We start from the raw sequence: 19,336 nt of genomic DNA on the forward strand, positions 1-19,336 counted from the left end.
TAGCCGCACGCGATCTGGCAACGCGGACTCGCACCGCCCTGCCCGGCAGCGGTAGGCGCAGCCGATCGGGCATCGTGCGCCCCTGCGCCGTCGGCAGGGTGATCGCGGACTTCTGCCGGCCCTGTGCGGGCGGTGGCTCCGCGCAACGATGACTGCGGGCGGTGGGCGCCCCGTCGTTGCTCGCGGGTGCGGGTGCGGGTGCGGGTGCGGGTGCGGGTGGGGTTGCGGGCGGAGCGCTAGCCGCGTTGCGTGGGGATTCGCGGTGGCTCGACCTCTGTTGCTGGCGGGAATGGGGGGAGATCTTTAGGGTGGGCCGGTGTTCTGGAGAAGGCGCCGGCCCGCGCAGCCGGATCCCACCGGCCGGCCGTCGGATGACGAGATCATGTGGCAGGTCCGCGAGACGATCAGGGAGCTGGCGCCGGACCTCGCCGCGCCTGCCGTGGTCAAGAACGGCATGCTGCTCGGTCGGCACGTGCCGTGGGCGGTGATGGCGCTGCCGAATCACACGCCGCACGACAACCACTTCGATCTGGCGTTCTCCACTCGGCTCGACCGCGCGGGTGAGGGGTTGATCGAGGACTGTGTCAGCGGCTTCGGCGAACCGCGTGAGGCCCTCGGCGTGGCGCTGGACATCTGGAAGCAGACGTCCGGCGCGTGCTTCCTGGAGATGGCGGCCGGCGGGTCCGGTGAGTTCGCCGGTCACTTCGACGAGGACGACCCGGCCGGGCTGCCGGGCTGGCACACGCTCATCTCCGAGGTGGTCGCGTATGGACCGGACGAGCCGAGCGCCACGGCGGTACAGGACGCGATGCTCGGTCACCTGCTGCTCCGGACGATCGCGCCGCAGCTGCTTCCCGCCCTCGACCGGGAGCAGAACAACGGCGTCAAGGTGTTCCTCTGTGTCACTCCGGACTCGCTGACCGCCGAGGTGCGGGTCAACGGCGAGGTGGTCGAGGCGGCGACCGCGGCGATGGCCGCCCTGCCCTGGCCCACGGTGACCGACGCGGCGTTCGCCCGCTTCTACGCCGTCGCCGTCCACCGAACCTGACTCCCGCCGCCCGCCAAGGACCCGACCACGCCGACCGACCCAACCGACCCGGCCGACCCGACCGACCCGACCGGCCCAACCGACCCGGCGCGGGCCGACCTGCCCGGCCGACCCGGCCCAACCGGCCCCGGCCGGCCCGCGCAGGCAGGGCCGAGCCCGCCGGTTGCGGAAGGCGGTCAAGGGGAAGGCCGGGCGGCCGGGGACGGTCAGGAACGAGGGGCAGGAACGGTCACGGGAGCGCGGCGTCGAGCGCCGGGTACCACCGGTTGGCGATTTTGACGTTGCCGGCGTCGTTGGGGTGCACGCCGTCGTAGGTGTCGGTGGCCGTGTCGAAACCGGTCCACTGGTCCACCACGGTGATCGGTGACGCGGTCGTGGTCAGGCCGGCGGCCCAGGCCGGGATCGCGGCGTTCAGGGTGACCACCCGTTGCGCGCACTCGGCGCAGGTCGACGGGTTCATCGGGATGATCTGCGCGACCAGGATCTTCATGCCCGGGTTGGCGGCCCGCATCTGGCCGACCAGGGTGGTGTACGCGGACAGGATCGTCGCGGTGGGCAGGTTGCTCCACACGTCGTTCGTGCCGAAGTGCATCAGCACCACGTCCGGCCCGGTCGCGGCGAGCCAGCCGACCAGCTGGTTCTGGCTCGCGACGTTGGTGACCAGGTAGCCGCCGTGCCCCTCGTTCTCACCGTCGTACGCGAAACCGCAGCCCTGACCGGGCAGCGTCCCGACGAAGTCGACCTGCTCGGCGGGGAGCTTCTGCCAGAGCAGCGCACGCCAGCAGCCCGGCGAGCCGGTGATCGAGTCACCGAGCGCCATGATCTTGGTTTTCGCGCCGGCCGGTGGTGTCGAGGACGGGGTGCCCGACGGCGTGCCCGACGGGGTCACCGTGCCGGTGCAGGCCGCCCCGTTCAGGGCGAAGGCGGTGGGCACGGGGTTCGTGCCGGTCCAGGCGCCGTTGAAACCGAACGAGGTTATGCCGCCGGTCGCGACCGCTCCGTTCCAGGACGCATTTCGTACGGTCACGGCCGTCCCGGACTGGCTCACCGAGCCGTTCCAGAGCTGGGTGATGCTCTGCCCGGCGGCGAACGTGAAGGTCAGCGACCACGAGGTCACCGGATCACCGAGGTTGGTGACCTCGACCGCGGCGCCGAAGCCGCCCGGCCACTGGCTGGAGACGGTGTACTTCACGGAGCATCCGGTCGCCGCGTCCGCTCTGGTGGCGGTCGCGAACAGGGCGCCGGTGACGAGGGTGCAGACGCTGGCGAGGACGGCCAGCCTTCGTCGTTGCATGGTGGTACCTCCGAACGGAAGCGATGGCGGCGCACGCGCGGTGGAGCGCATGGCCTGGGAGCGCTCCCATCAATGTATATCAATGGGTGCCCGATGGTGCCGGTCCTCCGGGGAGAGCGGTCGGTGGCCTCGGTCAGAATCGGGGGATGACAACCGTGGGGATCGTGAGTCCCGGCTTCATGGGCGCCGGGCTCGGCCAGGCACTGCGCACGGGCGGCGCCCGCGTGGTGACCACCCTGGACGGCCGCTCCGCCCGCAGCGCCCGGCTCGCCACCGACGCCGGCCTGGAGGTGTTGCCGAGCCTCGCCGCCGTGCTGGCCGCCAGCGACGTGATCCTCTCGGTGGTCCCGCCCGGCCAGGCCGTCGCCACCGCCCACGCCATCGCCACCGCAGCCCGTGCCGCAGGCCTGCACGCCGACCCCAGCGCCGGCTCGACCCGCGGGTCCGGCACAAGCTCGGCCCGCGACGCAATCACCGACCCAAGCCGCGAGGCCGGCGGTGACTCGGGCCAGCAGGTTGGCGGTGGCTCGGGCCAGCAGGTTGGCGGTGGCTCGGGCCGTGGGGCGGGCGCTGGGCTGCCGGTTGTGGCTGACCTCAACGCGGTCTCGCCGGAGACGATGGCCGTGATCGCCCGCGCGCTGGACGGGCTGCCGGTCGTGGACGGGTCGATCTCCGGGCCGCCGCCGACCACCGCGCCTGGCGCGCACGTCTACCTGTCCGGGCTCCGGGCCGCCGAGGTCGCCGCGCTGCCCTGGGACGGGCAGGTCGAACCGGTTGTCCTCGGCCCGGAGATCGGCACCGCCAGCGCCCTGAAGATGTGCACCGCCGGTGTCTACAAGGGCCTGACCGCGCTGCTCACCCAGGCGCTGCGCACCGCCGGACACCACGGCGTGCTCGACCCGGTGCTCGCGGACCTGGCGCGCAACGGCTTCACCGGATCGGCCGGGATCGCCCGCTCCGCGACGAAGGCCGCCCGCTTCGTCGACGAGATGCGCGAGATCGCCGCGACCCAGGCCGGCGCCGGACTGACCCCCGCGTTGTTCCAGGCCCTCGCGGACGTCTACGCCGACATCGCCACCACCCCGCTCGCCCAGGGCGCCCCGGAATCCACCGGCGACCTCCCGCCCGCCGAGATCGTCAACCGCCTCACCTCCCGCTGATCGCGCGGCCTCCACCGGACCCGATCCCGGATCCGCCGCTACCACCAGCGTGAACCTTCCCCTTGGGAGAAGGTCGAGCGCCATTCACGCGCGGCATGCGGGCGGAGAAACCGCGCCGGCCTCGAATGATGGACAGGGGGCGTGGTCAGCGGTCCGTCAGGGCGGCTGGGCCCAGACCGCAGATCGACGCGTCGAGGACCTGCGCGGTGTGTGCCAGGGCGATCTCGCCGCCCTGCCGCCGGACCGCCGCCGCGACCTGCATCAGGCAGCCCGGGTTCGCGGTGACCAGAAGCGACGCGCCGGTGGCCAGGACCGCGGCGGCCTTGCGGTCGCCGAGTGCCGCGGCCGGCTCCGGGTTCAGCACGTTCCACACCCCGGCCGATCCGCAGCAGATCTCCGGGTCGGCGATCTCCCGCAGTTCCAGGCCGGGGACACCGCGTAGCAGCGTGCGTGGCTGCGCCCGGATCCCCTGAGCGTGCCCGAGATGGCAGGCGTCGTGATAGGCGACCGTCACCGGCAGCGGGTGCCGTTCCGCGACTGGTCCGATTTCGATCAGAAGCTCGGCCAGGTCCCGTACCTTCGCGGCGAACGTGGCGGCCCGCGTCGCATACGCCGGATCGTCCGCGAGCAGTGCGCCGTATTCCTTCAGGGATGACCCGCACCCGGCCGCGTTGACCACGAAATAGTCCATGCCGGACCGCTCGAACGTGTCGATCAGCCGCCGGGCGAACCGCTCCGCCTCGGCGCGCCGTCCGTTGTGCACACTCAGCGCCCCGCAACAGCCCTGGCCGGGAGGGATCAGCACGTCACAGCCTTCGGCGGCGAGGATCCGTACCGTTGCGGCATTGACGTCCGGGAAGAACGCCGACTGAACACAACCGGTCAGCATGCCCACCACCGCCCGCCGGTCACCGTGGGCGGCGACCCGGCGCGGCGGCCGCGGCACGCCGCGCAGCCGCGGCGCGAGAGCATCCAAGGTCGCGAGAGTCGGTGCGAGACGTTCCAACAATTGTGTACGACCGATGAGCGCCTGCAGGCCCGACCTCTGGTACGCCCACAGCGGCCCGCGCAGCAACCGCAACCGTCGCGGATACGGGAACAGCGCGAAGATCGCCGCCCGCAGTGCCCGGTCCCGTGCGCCACGGGGATGGCGTCGTTCCACCTGCGAGCGGGTGTCCTCGATCAGTTGGTCGTAGCGCACCCCGGACGGGCACGCGGTCACACACGCCATGCAGCCGAGGCAGCGGTCCACGTGGGTGACCATCGACGTGCTCAGCGGTTCACCCTCGAGCCCCTGCGCGATCAGGTGGATCCGGCCACGCGGCGAGTCCATCTCCTCGCCCCACAGCACGTAGGTCGGGCAGGTGGTCAGGCAGAACCCGCAGTGCACACAGTCCGCCACCTGGTCGGCCCGCGGCCGGTGATGATCGTCGAAAGCGCCCGCCGCGCCCGCCGCGCCCGCGTTCCCGGCCGCCCGCAGCGCGTCGGGCAGGCCGGACCCGGTGCCTCGGGTGGCGTCCAGGTCTGCCATCAGATGCCTCCCACGAATCGGCCCGGCGCGAACCGGTGCTCCGGATCGAACCGGTCCTTGACCCGGCGCATCAGCTCGAGCCCCGGCACCGGCCCCCACATGTCGAGGGTGTCGCGCACCCCGGCCGGCGCGGTCAGCACGACGGCGTGCCCACCGGCCCGGATCGCCGCGGCCCGCAACAGCTCCACCGCCCGCCCGGCCTCCACCACCCCCGACGCCGACAAGGGCGCCCGGGAGGAAGCCACCCCCGAAGACGGCGACGCGCCCGACGGCGACGCGGAAGACGGCGACGCAGAGGACGGCGGCGCGGAAGACGGCGACGCGGAGGACGGTGAGGAGCCCGGGGGAGTGCCGGCCGCCGGGAAGCCCGCGTAGAGCACCCCCGTCCCGGCCGACCCCCGCACCGTCGCGCCCGCGCCCACCGCCGTCGCCACCAGCGCCGGCACCTGCGACAACGCGCCGGTCAGCTTCACGCCCAGGCCGTCGGGCGCCCAGGGCAGCACGTCCCACCACTCCGGCGGCTCCGCCGACACCTCGCCGTCCAGCACCGCGGCCACGGCGGCCGCCCGTTCCCGCACCCCGGCCGGTGTCCCCTCGAGCAGCACGGCCAGCTCCGGCTCCGCGCCCGGCTCCGCGTTGACTTCGAGGGCACTCGCCGCGAACTGCCCGGCCAGGACTCGCGCGGCGTGACCGGGCGGGGCTGCCGCCCGTACGAAAGCGGAAGCGGCCGGCACCGGATGCAACCGGAAGACGCAGGCGGTGATCAGCCCGAGGGTGCCGAAGGCGCCGGTGTAGAGCTTGCCCAGGTCATAACCGGCGACGTTCTTGACGACCTTGCCGCCCGCCTTGGTGACCGTTCCGTCCGGCCGGACCACGGTGATCCCGATCAGCAGGTCGCGGGCCGTCCCGTAGCGCAGCCGGCGCGGACCGGACGCGTTCGCCGCGACAGTGCCCCCGGCCGTCGCCGCCGGTGGCGCGTCCAGCGCGAGCTGCTGACCGGGCAGCCGGTGCAGCTCGGCCATCGGGGTGCCGGCCCTGACCACGGTGATCAGGTCGCCGGCGGCGTGCTCGACCACACCGGTCAGCCGCCGGGTGTCGATGATCAGGTCGAGGTCGCGCGGTGGCGGGCCCCAGTCCAGCTTGGTGCCGCCGCCCCGGATCACCACACTCAGGCCCCGCGCGGCCGTGACCAGCGCAGCCGCCTCCGCGGTGTCCCGCGGTGCCGCGACCAGCCGGGCCGGAACCCCGCCCACCACGTCGTCGTCCCCGGCCGGCGTCGTCAGCTCGTCGAGCGCAGCCATCAGCCGGCGCTCCAGGGCACCGGCGGCGCCGTGAGCGAACCGGTCATGGCCGGGGGGAAGGGTGCGGTGCGGGAGAGGATCACGGGCGGCGGGGGCATCAGAAGATCTCCGCTACGCCGGAGGACTGCAGGGGGTGGGTGCCCTGCCGCCGGCCCGGCTGTTCGCCGCACAACCGTGGCGTCGGGAACACCTTGCCCGGATTCGCCAGCCCGTCCGGGTCGAACGCGCACCGCAGCAGCTGCATGGTGTCCAGATCGGCGTCGGTGAACATCCGCGGCATGTACTTCGCCTTGTCGATACCGACGCCGTGCTCGCCGGTGATCGAGCCGCCGTGTTCGATGCACAGGTCGAGGATCGCCGCGGACACCGTCTCGGCGCGTTCGGCCTGGCCGGGCACCTCGGCGTCGAAGAGCACGAGCGGATGCAGGTTGCCGTCGCCGGCGTGGAACACGTTCGCCACCCGCACCCCGTGCCCGTCGGCGACCTCGCCGATCCGGCGCAGCACCTCGGGCAACGCGGTCCGCGGGATCACGCCGTCCTGCACGATGTAGTCCGGGCTGATCCGGCCGACCGCGGCGAACGCCGACTTGCGGCCCCGCCAGATCAGCGCCCGTTCGGCGTCGTCGGCCGCGACCCGGGTCTCGAACGCGCCGTGCGCCGTGCAGAGCGCGCTGACCTCGTCGAACTGCGCGTCCACCTCGGCCGCCGGTCCGTCCAGCTCGACGATCAGGACGGCGCCCGCGCCGGCCGGGTATCCGCAGTGCACGGCGGCCTCGGCGGCCTCGATGGCGAGCGCGTCCATCATCTCGATCGCGGCCGGCACCACACCGGCCGCGATGATCGCCGAGGTGGCGGCGCCGGCCTGGTCGGTGGAGCCGAACGCGGCGAGCAGGGTGCGCACCGTCTCGGGCAGCCGGGTCAGCCGGACGGTCACCTCGGTGGCCACCCCGAGCGTGCCCTCCGAGCCGACGAACACGCCGAGCAGGTCGTACCCCGGGGTGTCCGGTGCGGTGCCGCCCAGCCGGACCCGCTCGCCGTCCGGGGTGACCACCTCCAGGCCGGTGACGTGGTTGGTGGTGAAGCCGTACTTCAGGCAGTGCGCGCCGCCGGAGTTCTCCGCGACGTTGCCGCCGATCGAGCAGATCTGCTGGCTGGACGGGTCGGGGGCGTAGTAGTAGCCGTGCGGCGTGGCGGCCTTGGTGACGTCCAGGTTGATCACCCCGGGCTGCACGACGGCGCGCTCGTCCTCCGGCCGGACCTCGACGATCTCGCGCAGCCGGGACGTCACGATCAGCACGCCGTCGGCGTGTGGCAGGGCACCGCCGGACAGCCCGGTGCCGGAACCGCGGGCGACGAACGGGGTGCCGGTCGCGGCGCAGGCCCGGACCACGGCGGCGACCTGCGCGGCGGTGACCGGGAGGGCCACCAGCGCCGGGATGACCTTGTAGTGGGCCAGGCCGTCGCATTCGTACGTGCGCAGCTCCTGGCGGTCGGTGAGCACCCGCTGGGTGCCGATCCCGGCACGCAGCCGGGCCGCCAGTCCATCGATACCGGTCATCGCAGGCCTCCTCGTCGACGCCTACCGCCACGCTAACGGTGATCCGGTCCCGGCGCGACGGTTGCCGGTCCGCCGGTGAAACCGGCTCAGCGCGGCGGCAGCATCCAGTGCCGGGTCGCCGACCAGCCGGTGAACGGCGTCACCTGCTCACCGCGGACCGCCGCGCGCAGCCCGTCGACGGCCGGGCCGAGCGGTCCGTCGTCCGGCAGCCCGGCCACGAACCGCTCCGCGTCACCGGTCACCGACAGATGGAAGATCATCTGACGCCAGGCGTACGCGATGTCCTTCACCGCCCGCCGGTCCAGCGGCCGGCCCGCCAGCCGCCGGGCCGTCGCGAAGCAGTGTCCGGCGCCGTCCGGGCCGAGCGTCACCCCGGCCTTGACCAGCGTCGCCAGGTTGTGGGTGGTGAGGATCTGGGCCTGCTCGATCACCGTCCCGTTCTCGGCCGGCGAGCCCCACCCCGAGGTCGTCCCGGCCCGCTCCCGGCAGATCTGGGCGAACCGCGGGTCGAGATCGTTCGGCCGCCCGTAGGCGCGCTCCACCTTGATCGTGGCGATCTCGCGGTAGTCGATCCGGTAGTACCACTCGTAGAGCGTGCCGAAGAGCAGCTCGCCGGCGATCTGGGCGGCGCGCGGGAACTTCGCCACGAACCGGCCGTCGAAAATGTCCGTGGCCAGCTCCTCCACCCAGGGCAGCGCCAGCCCGGCCTCCGGCTGAGCTGGGACAGCTCGCGGACCATCGGGTTCGGGACCAGCGTGCCCGGGAACGCGCTCAGGGTCAGCCCGCCCAGCCGCCGCAACGCGGTGACCACGGCCTCCCGGCTGTCGCCGCCCGGGCCGCGGTGGCCCTCGACGGTGCGCACCCAGGGCAGCTCCTCGAGCCGGACCTGCGACCCCAGGTCGGTCAGCAGCAGTGAGCGCCGGTTGCGGAAGGCCAGGTAGTTCGCGGCCATCAGGGCGCGCAGGTCCGGGTCCGGGTAGGCGGCGGTCACCGCCTGCGCGGCGATCCGCGGCGCCAGCCCGGCGAGCACCTCGGCCGAGGACACCAGCCCGGCGTCGACCAGCTCCTCGACCGGCGCGGCGATGGCCCGGCGCACGACCGCCCGGACCCGGTCCGGCACACCGTCCACGGCCGCGAGCACCTGATCGATCTCGGTCGTGCCGGTGTGTTGCGGCAGCGTCGCGAGGCGCTCCGCGATGGCGTGCGCGGCCAGGTGGTGCGGCGGGATCGCGGCGACGCCGGCCTGCCGGGCACGCAGGCCGGCGTGCTCCGGGCTGCCCGGCGCGCCGCGTCGGCGCACCATGTCGTCGATCACGGTCCGCACCAGGCCCCGGCGCCACTCCCGGCCGGCCAGCACGTCACCGAGGGCGACCCGCAGCACCGTCAGGTTCGCCTTCGGCCCGGCGTGCCGCCGGCTCGGCGGACACGTCGCCGCGAGGTCGCGATGTTCCGCCAGGAGGGCGCGCGCGTCCCGGTTCCATTCGTCATTTCCGGGTACGACCAGCTGGCCGTCCACGAGGGCGCGGAGCCAGAGCGCGAGCACCCGGTCGGCGTGGAGGTTCCACACCTCCAGGGTGGCGCGCATCGACTCGACGCGCGGGTTCGGCCGGCGGCGCTCGAGCGCGGCACGCACCACACCGACCGGCTGGCGCCACGCGGTCTCCGGCCCGGGCACCGGCCCCGCGGCGAGCGGCTCGGGGACGAAGCGGAGCTCCCCGGCGTACGGATGGATCTGGGCCAGCGCGCTCAGCGCGGACCGCTCGTCGCCGGCGCGCCGCAACCAGGCGATCACCGGCAGCGCCGCCTCCTCGGGCAGCGCCACGTGTGCCGGGGCGCCGGCCAGGGCGTCCAAGCCGTCACGGTGCCGGCCACTGATCCGGTGCTCGAACATCGCCGCCCGGGTGCGCGGCAGGCCGTGCTTGCGCGCGTACGCGATCTCCCAGGGTTGCAGCGGCCCGCCGGCCAGCGGCGTCCCGGTGGTGAAACCGCCGTGCAGGACCTCGAGGGTGACCCAGGCGGGCAGGTCGGCGACCGGGGTTCGGGAGCCGGTCCGGACGCGCCCGCCCACCATCGCGCTGATCGCGGCGGCCCAGCGGGCGGCCTTCGCCCGGGCCCGCTCCCGGGTCTCCGGGTCGAGGTGGGAGGTGGCGGTCGCGTCGGCCAGGCGGCGCCGGCGCTCCGGGTAGGCGGTGCCGATCTCGTTCATGCCGGCGTGGCGGGTGCCGCCCCCGCCCCCTCCCGGTAAAGAGCCGGGCGCTCTACTGCTGAGCTACACGCCGTGGTGTTCGGGACGCGACCCTACCGGTGCCCGGTCGCCGGTCGCCTCCGGTTTTCCGCAGCCCTCGGTGGGTGCCGCGTCACGCCCTGTCGATGGTGCCGTCCGGGCTGGCGGCGATCGGAAATACCTGTGCCAAGATGGCCGGATGTTCGTGACCGCCAGACCTCGCCGGGTCGCCGTGGCCGCCGTCTTCGCCCTGCTCGCGGTGGCCGGCTGCACCTCCGACGACGACAAGCCGGACGCCGGCCGGATCGACGTGACCACCATGCGCGGCGCGTTCCTGCAGGCCGCCGACATCGGGCCGACCTGGACCGCGCCGGAGGCCAGCGCCGACCCGCAGCAGATGGTCAGTTTCTGCGGCGGCACGGTGGCCCCGCCGTCGATCCCGCCCGGCGCCGACCCGGTGTCCTCGTCGTTCGCCGACGAGGGCGAGACCGGCGCGCAGACCCTCGAGCAGCTCGCCCTGGTCTATCCGGACGAGAAGGCGGCGCAGGCCGGGCAGGCGCTGCTGCGCGCGGTCGCCGACGGCTGCCAGCCGACGCTGTCGGTGCCGGCGACGGTCACCTCGGACAAGTCCGAGCCTGCCTACACCGAGAGCGTCGAGGTGCGCGAGCTCGCCGAGACCGGTTGGTCCGGGTTCGTGCTCGTGCGGCACAAGAAGTACGAGGCCTCGCACCCCGGTGTCGCGGACATCGCGGTGGCCGTGCTGACCAGCCGCAACGTGGTGCTGGTGGACAGTTACGCGATCTATCAGCTGAACAAGTCGGAGTCCGCGGCCGGCTTCGAGGCCGACTGGCAGAAGCTGGTCGGCTCGGTCGTCCAGCGGGTGGGATAGACAGCCGGACGCGGTTGGTCTAATGTTCGCGGTGCGCCGTTGCGAGTTCTTCCCCCGTGGAATTCGCAGCGGCGCCCTTAATTTCCGGCCTCGACGATCCACAGAGGCCCCGGGTCGTGAATTGACCCTCTTCAGTGACTGACCTTGAGCGATGCTCAACCGTGGCCTAGGCTCATGCCTGGCTCATCAACCTCAGTTTATGACCGCCGGCATCGGGGGATGTGCATCGGCCTGCCTTCCGCGAGGCAGCGCCGCTGCTCATGGCGTTCGTGAGGGAGCGACAGGGGTGGTGCGGAATGGCCGGTACGGAGGGGGTCTTCTCCATCGCGGAGAAGTTGGATCGGCTGTTCCGCACCACCGGTGAGCCCAGTCACATGACGGTCGCCGAGGCGATCCGGGACAAGCAGGGTGTGCCGATCTCGCACACCTACATCTGGCAGCTGCGCACCGGGCGCCGGGACAATCCGACCCTGCAGCACCTGACCGCGCTGGCCGGCTACTTCGGCGTGCCGGTGGCGTATTTCCTCGACGACCAGGTGGCTGCCGGGGTGGACGCGCAGCTGGCGTTGCTGCGCAGCCTGCGGGCCGCCGGGGTGACCGAGATCGCGTTGCGGGCCGCGGACGTGTCGCCCCGCGGCCGGGAGGCGATCAGCGAGGCGATCCGGCAGGTCTGGGAAGCCGAGCACGGCCCGCAGCCGCCCGGTTGAGGCCGCGGAACGCCACACTCACCCGGGACAGCCAGACCACCTCGTCGGTCATCTCCGGCCCGACCGGCGCCCAGTTGCCGCCCGGGTCGGCCGGCGGCTCGCCGTGCGCGCGCCGCCGCAACGCCTCGATCAGCGCCCGGGCCTCGGTCACCGCCGGGTCCTCGCCGGGCGGGGCGGCCGGGCAGGCGGGCAGATGCTCGCGCAGCGCCAGCATCCCGTCCCGGATCTCGATCACCCGGCGGTAGACGCGCAGCCGCCCACCGGCCGCGCCCGGCCAGGCCAGCGCGGAGTGCGCTGGGCGCATCAGCACCACGTGCGGGAAGGCCTGCCGGACCGCGCCCCACAACGGCCGCAGCACCAGCAACGACCGGTACGCCGCCAGCACCGCCCGCAGCCGGGCGACCGGGGGCGCCGCCCCGCCGGCCACGAAGAGCACCAGCCCGGCGCCGCGCAGGGCGCCGAGCCACGGGTCCCAGGCGGTGAAGTCCACGGCCACCCCGCCGCTGCGGGCCAGCACCAGCACCAGCCGGCCGGCGCCGAACCCGGCCAGCAGCAGGCACCCGGCGCCCATCGCCAGCAGCCCGCCGCGGAGCGCCCCGGCCGGAGCGGCCCGCCGGACCGTCGCGCAGGCCCACCCGGCTAGGACCAGCACCGTCACCAGGTAGCCCTCGAAGACCACCCAGTAGACCGTCTCGACCGGGGTGACGCCGGCGGTGAGCCGGGCCGGGCTGGCCGGCACCCCGTGCCGGCCGGTCACGGCCAGGACCAGCAGCACCGCGCCGGCCAGCGCCCACTGCACACCGGCCCGGCCGGCCCCGGTCACCGCCGAGACCAGCCGGAGCAGCAGGTGCGCGCCGACGATCGCGCAGAGATGCGCGGCGAGGGGCACGTCCCGGCCGCTCTGCAGCGCGGGCAGCGCGATGGTGATCGCGGTGGCGCCGGTGCACAGGCTGCCCCAGAGCAGCCGCTGCCGCCGGTCCCGGCGCAGCAGGGCCAGCCGGGCCAGCACCACCGCCCAGAGCAGGACGGCCAGCACGGTCACGACGGGGGCACCCCGAGCGCGGCGGCGAACCGGCCCAGCGGGTCGTCGGTCTCCGGCGTGCCGGCCGTACGGATCAGCGACGCCAGCATCTCCGCCTCGCGCTCGTCGGCGGTGGTGTGGCCGCTGCGGCCCAGCGCCCGGGCGACCAGGGCCGGGTCGAGGTCGGGGAAGAGGTGGGCGAGGCCCGGGCCGGCCGAGTGCCCGCACAGGATGTGGGCGATCTCGTGCAGCACGATGTGCTCGGCGTGCAGCGGGGAGGTGCCGGGGTCGTAGAAGACGTAGTCGGCGGAGGGCCCGCCGAGCCACAGTCCGCAGGGTGCGCCGGCGCTCAGGCCGAGCAGGGGCCGGCGGTGCAGCGGGCGGCCGCGCCGGGCGGCCACTTCAGCGCTGAAAAGGTCGATATCGAAAGGGTGCGGCACCTGGATGCCACGCAACCGCCGCTCGGCACGACGGCGCAGACCCTCCATTGCGGAAACGGTACCCGGCCCTCGCTCGGTGCTCATAACTGCGCGGAGAGAGCGTGATCCGAGCACGCGTCTCCGCGCCGGTGTGGAAAAAGCCACGGGACTGTTAACTATTCACCTCAACCATGCTTAGCCTTACGAATCCCGGGGCAAGGACGTATTCAGCCGCGGATTCTTAGGCGGAGGTGGGTGCGGCATGAAGTTCGTCTACGACTTTCATGAGGGCAACAAGGACCTCAAAGACCTGCTGGGTGGCAAAGGCGCCAATCTCGCGGAGATGACGAACCTCGGCCTCCCGGTGCCTCCCGGTTTCACCATCACCACCGAGGCCTGCCAGCAGTACCTGCGGCACGGCACGCACGTGGACGGCCTGGCCGGCGAGGTCGACGCGCACCTGGCCGGGCTGGAGCAGGCGATGGGCCGCCGGCTCGGTGACCCGGCCGACCCGCTGCTGGTCTCGGTGCGCTCCGGCGCGAAGTTCTCCATGCCGGGCATGATGGAGACCGTCCTCAACGTCGGACTGAACGATGAATCGGTGGCCGGGCTCTCCCGGCAGGCCGGCGGCAACGACCGGTTCGCCTGGGACTCGTACCGCCGGCTGATCCAGATGTTCGGCAAGACGGTGTGCGACGTGCCGGGCCACGAATTCGAGGACGCGCTGCACGAGGCGAAGGTGGCCAAGGGCGTCAAGGACGATGTCCAGCTCGGCGCGGAGGACCTCAAGGCGCTTGTCACGGCGTACAAAAAAGTGTTTGCCAAACATGTCGGGCACGACTTCCCGCAGGATCCGCGCGAACAGCTCGACCTCGCGGTCGAAGCGGTCTTCCGGTCCTGGAACGCGGACCGTGCGGTGCTCTACCGCCGGCAGGAACGCATTCCGGCCGACCTGGGCACCGCCGTCAACGTGGTCGCCATGGTCTTCGGCAACCTCGGCACCGACTCCGGCACCGGCGTCGCGTTCACCCGCGACCCGGGCAGCGGTGAGCAGGGCGTCTACGGCGACTACCTGGCCAACGCGCAGGGCGAGGACGTCGTGGCCGGCATCCGCAACACGCTCGCGCTCGCCGAGCTGGAGAAGCTGGACAAGCGCTCCTACGACGAGCTGATGCAGATCATGGCGACCCTCGAGGGCCACTACCGCGACCTGTGCGACATCGAGTTCACCATCGAACGCGGCAAGCTGTGGATGCTGCAGACCCGGGTCGGCAAGCGCACCGCCGCCGCCGCGTTCACCATCGCCGCCCAGCTGATCGACGAGGGTGTGATCGACCTCGACGAGGCGCTGATCCGGGTCACCGGCAGCCAGCTCGGCCAGCTGATGTTCCCGCGCTTCGACCTCGGCGGCGACCCCACGTCGCTGACCCGGGGCGTCGGCGCGTCGCCCGGCGCGGCGTACGGCGAAGTGGTCTTCACCTCGCAGCGGGCGACCGAGGTCGCGGCCGAGGGCCGGCCGGCCATCCTGGTGCGGCGCGAGACCAACCCGGACGACCTGCCCGGCATGATCGCCGCGCAGGGCATCCTGACCAGCCGCGGCGGCAAGACCTCGCACGCCGCGGTGGTGGCCCGGGGGATGGGCAAGACCTGCGTCTGCGGCGCCGACGAGGTGTCGGTCGCGGCGTCCTCGTTCACGGTGGGTGAGACGGTCGTCAACGAGGGCGACGTCATCTCGATCGACGGCACCACCGGCCGGGTCTACCTCGGTGAGGTGCCGGTGCGGCCCAGCGAGGTGGTGCAGTACTTCGAGGGCGACCTGGACCCGCAACTGGCCAACGAGCCGCTGGTCGCGGCGGTGCACCGGATCCTCACGCACGCCGATGAGAAGCGCCGCCTGCGGGTGCGCACCAACGCGGACACCGGCGCCGACGCGGCCCGGGCCCGGCGGTTCGGCGCGCAGGGGATCGGGCTGTGCCGTACCGAGCACATGTTCCTCGGCGACCGGCGCGAGCTCGTCGAACGGCTGATCCTGGCGCGTACCGAGACGGACCGGTCGCAGGCCCTCGCGGCGCTGCAGCCGTTGCAGCGGGCCGACTTCCTGGAGATCTTCCGGGAGATGAACGGGCTGCCGGTCACCGTCCGGCTGATCGACCCGCCGCTGCACGAGTTCCTGCCGTCGCTGGAGGAACTCGCGGTCAAGGTGGCCGTCGCGCACGAGCTGGGCCGGCCGGTCGGCAAGGACGATCAGATGCTCGCCGCGGTCCGCCGGATGCACGAGCAGAACCCGATGCTGGGCCTGCGCGGGGTTCGCCTCGGCCTGGTCATTCCCGGACTGTTCGGCATGCAGGTCCGGGCGATCGCGGAGGCCGCGGTGGCGCTCGCCGCCGAGGGCGGCACCCCGCGACCGGAGATCATGGTGCCGCTGGTCGGCGCGGTGCAGGAGCTCGAGACGGTCCGCGCCGAGGCCGAGAAGATCATCGCCGAGGTGGTCGGCGACTCCGGCGTCACGATCCTTATCGGTACGATGATCGAGGTCCCCCGGGCCGCGCTGACCGCCGGCCAGATCGCCGAAGCAGCCGAGTTCTTCTCCTTCGGCACCAACGACCTCACCCAGATGGGCTGGGGATTCTCCCGGGACGACGTCGAGGGCGCGTTCTTCTGGCGCTACCTGGAACTCGGCATCTTCGGCATCAGCCCGTTCGAGTCGATCGACGTCGAGGGCGTCGGCCGGCTCGTGAGGATCGCCGCGGAGGAGGGCCGGGCCGCCCGCCCCGACCTCAAGCTGGGCGTCTGCGGCGAGCACGGCGGCGACCCGGACTCGGTGCACTTCTTCCACGAGGTCGGACTGGACTACGTGTCCTGCTCGCCGTTCCGGGTGCCGATCGCGCGCCTGGAGGCGGGCCGCGCGGCGGTGGAGTCGGAGGGCTCCGACCACCGCTGATCGAGAACCGGCGTGGACGGGTGGCGGTTCGCCATCCGGTCACGTCCGGGCGGCCCCGCGACCACTTCGCGGCGGAGAGCGGGGCCGCCCGTCACACCTCGGACCGGGGGTTCGTCCGCGCCATGGCACCCACCAGGCGGACGAGCCCCCGGTCCGACCTGTCCCACGCGGTGTTCCGCGTTCCGGGGCGGCAGCAGCGCGCGTTGCTGCCCGGCTGGCTCTGGCGGCCGTATTCCGGCTGGTTTAACGGCCGTCAGGACCAGCTCGTCCCACTCGGCTGGCTCTGGCGGCCGTATTCCGGCTGGTTTAACGGCCGTCAGGACCAGCTGGTCCCACTCGGCTGGCTGTGGCGGTGGGTTCGGGACCGTTGTGGCGGCCGTGGGTGCTCGCTGGGGCTGGGTGGCGAGCGGCTGTGGTGGGTTCGGGAAGGTCGTGACCACTGGCGGTGCCTGCCGGTTGGGGGAGCGGGCACGGCGGGGACCGGGGGTGACCGTTACCGGACGCGGACGTCGCCCCGGAGGGGGTCGCGGTTTGGACGCGCCAGCGGCCTGCGGGCCCCGCAGGGGTCCCGGCGGGAGCGGCGGTCTGTACCCCGGCGGACGCACGACATCGTGATCTTGAAGTTGATCTTGCTGGGGATTTTTGTCCCGTTCGCGACGATCGCCGTCATCTGCCTCCCGGTGGTCTCGTCCGGGGTAGCGCCGCGTCGATCCCTCGAAAAATGTCGGTGGCCGGGTCTAGCGTCCGAGGGGACATCGTTCGAAGGCAAGGGAGCCTGTGATGACGTCCCGACTCAACCCGTACCTGGCTTTCCAGGGCAACGCCCGCGCGGCCATCGAGTTCTATCAGCAGGTCTTCGGCGGGGAGCTGCGGGTCAACACGTTCGGCGAGTTCGGCTCGCCCGACCCGGAGCTCAAGGACAAGGTGATGCACGCGATGCTGGACACGCCGCAGGGTTACACCCTGATGGCCTCCGACATGCCGCCCGGGATGCCGTTCACCCCGGGCAGCAGCATCACCGTGAGCCTCAGCGGCGACAGCAGCGACGATCTGCGCGCCTTCTGGGACAAACTGGCCGACGGCGGCTCGATCACCGTCCCGTTCGAGAAGCAGATGTGGGGCGACGAGTTCGGCCAGCTCACCGACAAGTTCGGCGTCCCGTGGATGGTCAACGTCGCCGGCGGCCAGTGACGGCGGCTCACTCCTCGTAGGGCGGCTCCTCGTCGTAGTAGGGCGGCTCCTCATCCAGCGGGATCCCGCCGCCGGATGAGGGCGGCTCACCGCCGCCGGATGAGGGCGGCTCACCGCCGGCGGACGAGGACGGCTCACCGCCGCCCGGCGCGGGCGGGTCCTCGCCGCGGACCACGGCCAGGACCTGGTCGCCGAACTTGGTCAGTTTGCTCTGGCCGACGCCGCTGACCGTGCCGAGCTGGTCCAACGAGGACGGCAACAGCACGGCGATCGCGCGCAGCGTCTTGTCGTGGAAGATCACGTAGGGCGGGATGCCCTGCTCCTTCGCCACCGAGGCCCGCCAGGCCCGCAGGCTCTCGAACATCGGCTCGGCCTCGGCCGGGAAGTCGGCGGGAGCGGCGGCCGGGGTGCGCGACGAGCGGGAGCCGGACCCGGAGGACGAACCGCCCCGGGACCGCTGGGACGGGATCTCCCGGCGCATCATCAGGGTGACCTCGCCCCGCAGCACCTCGGAGCTGCGCTCGGTGAGCACCAGCGTGCCGTATTCGCCCTCGACCGCGAGATAACCCCCGGCCAGCAGTTGCCGGACCACGCCGCGCCACTCCGCCTCGCGCAGGTCGGTGCCGATGCCGAAGACGGTCAGGTCCTCGTGCCGGAACTGGGCGACCTTCTCGGTGTGCTTGCCCAGCAGGATGTCGATCGACTGGCCGGCGCCGAACTTCTGCCCCCGCTCGCGCTGCAGCCGCAGCACCGTGGAGAGCAGCTTCTGGGCCGGCACCGTGCCGTCCCAGGACTCCGGCGGGGTCAGGCAGCTGTCGCAGTTGCCGCACGACGCCGACGGTGCTTCCTGATCGAAATACGCCAGCAGCTGGCCGCGCCGGCAGGACACCGTCTCGCAGAGGGCGAGCATCGCATCGAGGTGCCGGCCGGCGTTGCGACGGAACGCGACGTCGCCCTCCGAACCGTCGATCATCTTGCGCAGCTGCACCACGTCCTGCAGCCCGTACGCCAGCCAGGCCGTCGACGGCAGCCCGTCGCGGCCGGCCCGGCCGGTCTCCTGGTAATAGCCCTCGACCGATTTCGGCAGGTCGAGGTGGGCGACGAAGCGCACGTCGGGCTTGTCGATGCCCATCCCGAACGCGATCGTGGCGACCATGACCAGGCCGTCCTCGCGCAGGAAGCGGGACTGGTTGGTCGCGCGGGTCCGGGAGTCCAGACCGGCGTGGTAGGGCAGGGCCGGGATGCCGTTCGCCGACAGGTACGCCGCGTGCTTGTCGACCGACGCCCGGGACAGGCAGTAGACGATGCCGGCGTCACCGGCGTGCTCGGCGCGCAGCAGCTCGAGCAGCTGACGCTTGGGCTCGTTCTTGGCGACGATCCGGTATTGGATGTTGGGCCGGTCGAAGCTGGCGGTGAAGTGCCGCGCCTCGGTCAGCTGCAGCCGCCCGGCGATCTCGTCCTTGGTGGCCGTGGTCGCGGTCGCGGTCAGCGCGATCCGCGGCACGTCCGGCCAGCGCTCGTGCAGCATCGAGAGCGCGAGGTAGTCGGGCCGGAAGTCGTGGCCCCACTGGGCGACGCAGTGCGCCTCGTCGATGGCGAACAGCGCGATCTTGCCGCGGTCGAGCAGCCGCTGCACACCTGCGGTGCCCAGGCCCTCGGGCGCGACGTAGAGCAGGTCCAGCTCGCCGGCGACGAACTCGGCCTCGACCAGGCGCCGCTCCTCGAAGTCCTGCGACGAGTTCAGGAAGCCGGCCCGGACGCCGAGCGTGCGCAGCGCGTCGACCTGGTCCTGCATCAGCGCGATCAGTGGGGAGATCACCACGCCGACGCCTGGCCGGACCAGCGCCGGGATCTGATAGCACAACGACTTGCCGCCGCCGGTGGGCATCAGCACCAGGGCGTCGCCACCGTCGATCACGTGCTCGACGATCTCGCGCTGCTGGCCGCGGAACTCCGGGTAACCGAAGATGCGGTTGAGCGCGTCGGTGGCGCTGGAAACGGGGATCGGGGGAGCCGGGGTCACCCAGCGATAGTAGAGAGCCCGACCGACAT

The 19,336-nt window shown here is 72.7% G+C and carries 15 protein-coding genes and 1 tRNA gene; 6 read left to right on the forward strand and 10 right to left on the reverse strand.

Annotation, left to right across the window (positions count from 1 at the left end; all coding sequences use genetic code 11):
- The first annotated feature begins 316 nt into the window (after positions 1-316).
- Positions 317-1,048 (forward strand): DUF6348 family protein, encoded by a 732-nt coding sequence (locus Apa02nite_RS23800; protein WP_203826957.1) that lies wholly within the window; start codon positions 317-319, stop codon positions 1,046-1,048.
- A 229-nt stretch (positions 1,049-1,277) separates the two neighbouring features.
- Here the strand turns inward: Apa02nite_RS23800 and Apa02nite_RS23805 are convergent, their stop codons facing one another.
- Positions 1,278-2,342: a cellulose binding domain-containing protein gene (locus Apa02nite_RS23805; protein ID WP_203826958.1), complete on the reverse strand. Its 1,065-nt coding sequence runs from the start codon at positions 2,340-2,342 to the stop codon at positions 1,278-1,280.
- Between the two features lie 146 nt (positions 2,343-2,488).
- Here Apa02nite_RS23805 and Apa02nite_RS23810 point away from each other — a divergent pair, with 146 nt between their 5' ends.
- Entirely contained in the window at positions 2,489-3,502 is a 1,014-nt protein-coding gene (locus tag Apa02nite_RS23810; RefSeq protein ID WP_203826959.1) for a DUF1932 domain-containing protein, read from the forward strand.
- A 145-nt stretch (positions 3,503-3,647) separates the two neighbouring features.
- On the opposite strand, the gene Apa02nite_RS23815 is transcribed toward Apa02nite_RS23810, so the two are convergent.
- From Apa02nite_RS23815 to Apa02nite_RS23840, 6 genes are all read right to left on the reverse strand, one after another.
- Positions 3,648-5,033, reverse strand: a complete 1,386-nt coding sequence (locus Apa02nite_RS23815; RefSeq protein ID WP_203826960.1) for a (Fe-S)-binding protein — start codon at positions 5,031-5,033, stop codon at positions 3,648-3,650.
- The gene (locus Apa02nite_RS23820; RefSeq protein WP_203826961.1) at positions 5,033-6,334 is read right to left on the reverse strand and encodes an FAD-binding oxidoreductase; all 1,302 of its coding nucleotides are present in this window, start codon (positions 6,332-6,334) and stop codon (positions 5,033-5,035) included. Before Apa02nite_RS23820 ends, Apa02nite_RS23815 begins: the two co-directional genes overlap by 1 nt.
- A gap of 97 nt (positions 6,335-6,431) precedes the next feature.
- Positions 6,432-7,892: an FAD-linked oxidase C-terminal domain-containing protein gene (locus Apa02nite_RS23825; RefSeq protein WP_203826962.1), complete on the reverse strand. Its 1,461-nt coding sequence runs from the start codon at positions 7,890-7,892 to the stop codon at positions 6,432-6,434.
- Positions 7,893-7,978: 86 nt separating this feature from the next.
- On the reverse strand, positions 7,979-8,323 hold the full coding sequence (locus Apa02nite_RS23830; protein ID WP_203826963.1) for a hypothetical protein: 345 nt from the start codon (positions 8,321-8,323) through the stop codon (positions 7,979-7,981).
- The gene (locus Apa02nite_RS23835) at positions 8,320-10,098 is read right to left on the reverse strand and encodes a hypothetical protein (RefSeq protein ID WP_203826964.1); all 1,779 of its coding nucleotides are present in this window, start codon (positions 10,096-10,098) and stop codon (positions 8,320-8,322) included. The genes Apa02nite_RS23830 and Apa02nite_RS23835 overlap by 4 nt, the downstream gene beginning before the upstream one ends.
- Before the next feature lies 1 nt (position 10,099).
- A tRNA-Lys gene (locus Apa02nite_RS23840) sits at positions 10,100-10,171 on the reverse strand.
- Positions 10,172-10,315: 144 nt separating this feature from the next.
- Here Apa02nite_RS23840 and Apa02nite_RS23845 point away from each other — a divergent pair.
- Together Apa02nite_RS23845 and Apa02nite_RS23850 are read left to right on the forward strand one after the other, a co-directional pair.
- The gene (locus Apa02nite_RS23845; RefSeq protein ID WP_203826965.1) at positions 10,316-11,005 is read left to right on the forward strand and encodes a hypothetical protein; all 690 of its coding nucleotides are present in this window, start codon (positions 10,316-10,318) and stop codon (positions 11,003-11,005) included.
- 296 nt (positions 11,006-11,301) lie between these two features.
- A complete protein-coding gene (locus Apa02nite_RS23850; protein ID WP_067684926.1) occupies positions 11,302-11,712 on the forward strand; it encodes a helix-turn-helix domain-containing protein in 411 nt (136 codons plus the stop codon).
- Here the strand turns inward: Apa02nite_RS23850 and Apa02nite_RS23855 are convergent.
- Positions 11,654-12,754 (reverse strand): MAB_1171c family putative transporter, encoded by a 1,101-nt coding sequence (locus Apa02nite_RS23855; RefSeq protein WP_203826966.1) that lies wholly within the window; start codon positions 12,752-12,754, stop codon positions 11,654-11,656. The genes Apa02nite_RS23850 and Apa02nite_RS23855 overlap by 59 nt on opposite strands.
- Positions 12,751-13,221: a hypothetical protein gene (locus Apa02nite_RS23860; RefSeq protein WP_203826967.1), complete on the reverse strand. Its 471-nt coding sequence runs from the start codon at positions 13,219-13,221 to the stop codon at positions 12,751-12,753. Before Apa02nite_RS23860 ends, Apa02nite_RS23855 begins: the two co-directional genes overlap by 4 nt.
- A gap of 193 nt (positions 13,222-13,414) precedes the next feature.
- Between Apa02nite_RS23860 and ppdK the strand changes: the two genes are divergently transcribed.
- A complete protein-coding gene (gene ppdK / locus Apa02nite_RS23865; protein ID WP_203826968.1) occupies positions 13,415-16,093 on the forward strand; it encodes a pyruvate, phosphate dikinase in 2,679 nt (892 codons plus the stop codon).
- Between the two features lie 780 nt (positions 16,094-16,873).
- On the forward strand, positions 16,874-17,284 hold the full coding sequence (locus Apa02nite_RS23870; protein WP_067684933.1) for a VOC family protein: 411 nt from the start codon (positions 16,874-16,876) through the stop codon (positions 17,282-17,284).
- A gap of 7 nt (positions 17,285-17,291) precedes the next feature.
- On the opposite strand, the gene recQ is transcribed toward Apa02nite_RS23870, so the two are convergent.
- Positions 17,292-19,307, reverse strand: coding sequence for a DNA helicase RecQ (gene recQ / locus Apa02nite_RS23875; protein WP_203826969.1), 2,016 nt, complete (start codon positions 19,305-19,307; stop codon positions 17,292-17,294).
- Positions 19,308-19,336: the final 29 nt, after the last annotated feature.

This window comes from Actinoplanes palleronii, assembly GCF_016862315.1.
Lineage (GTDB): Bacteria > Actinomycetota > Actinomycetes > Mycobacteriales > Micromonosporaceae > Actinoplanes > Actinoplanes palleronii.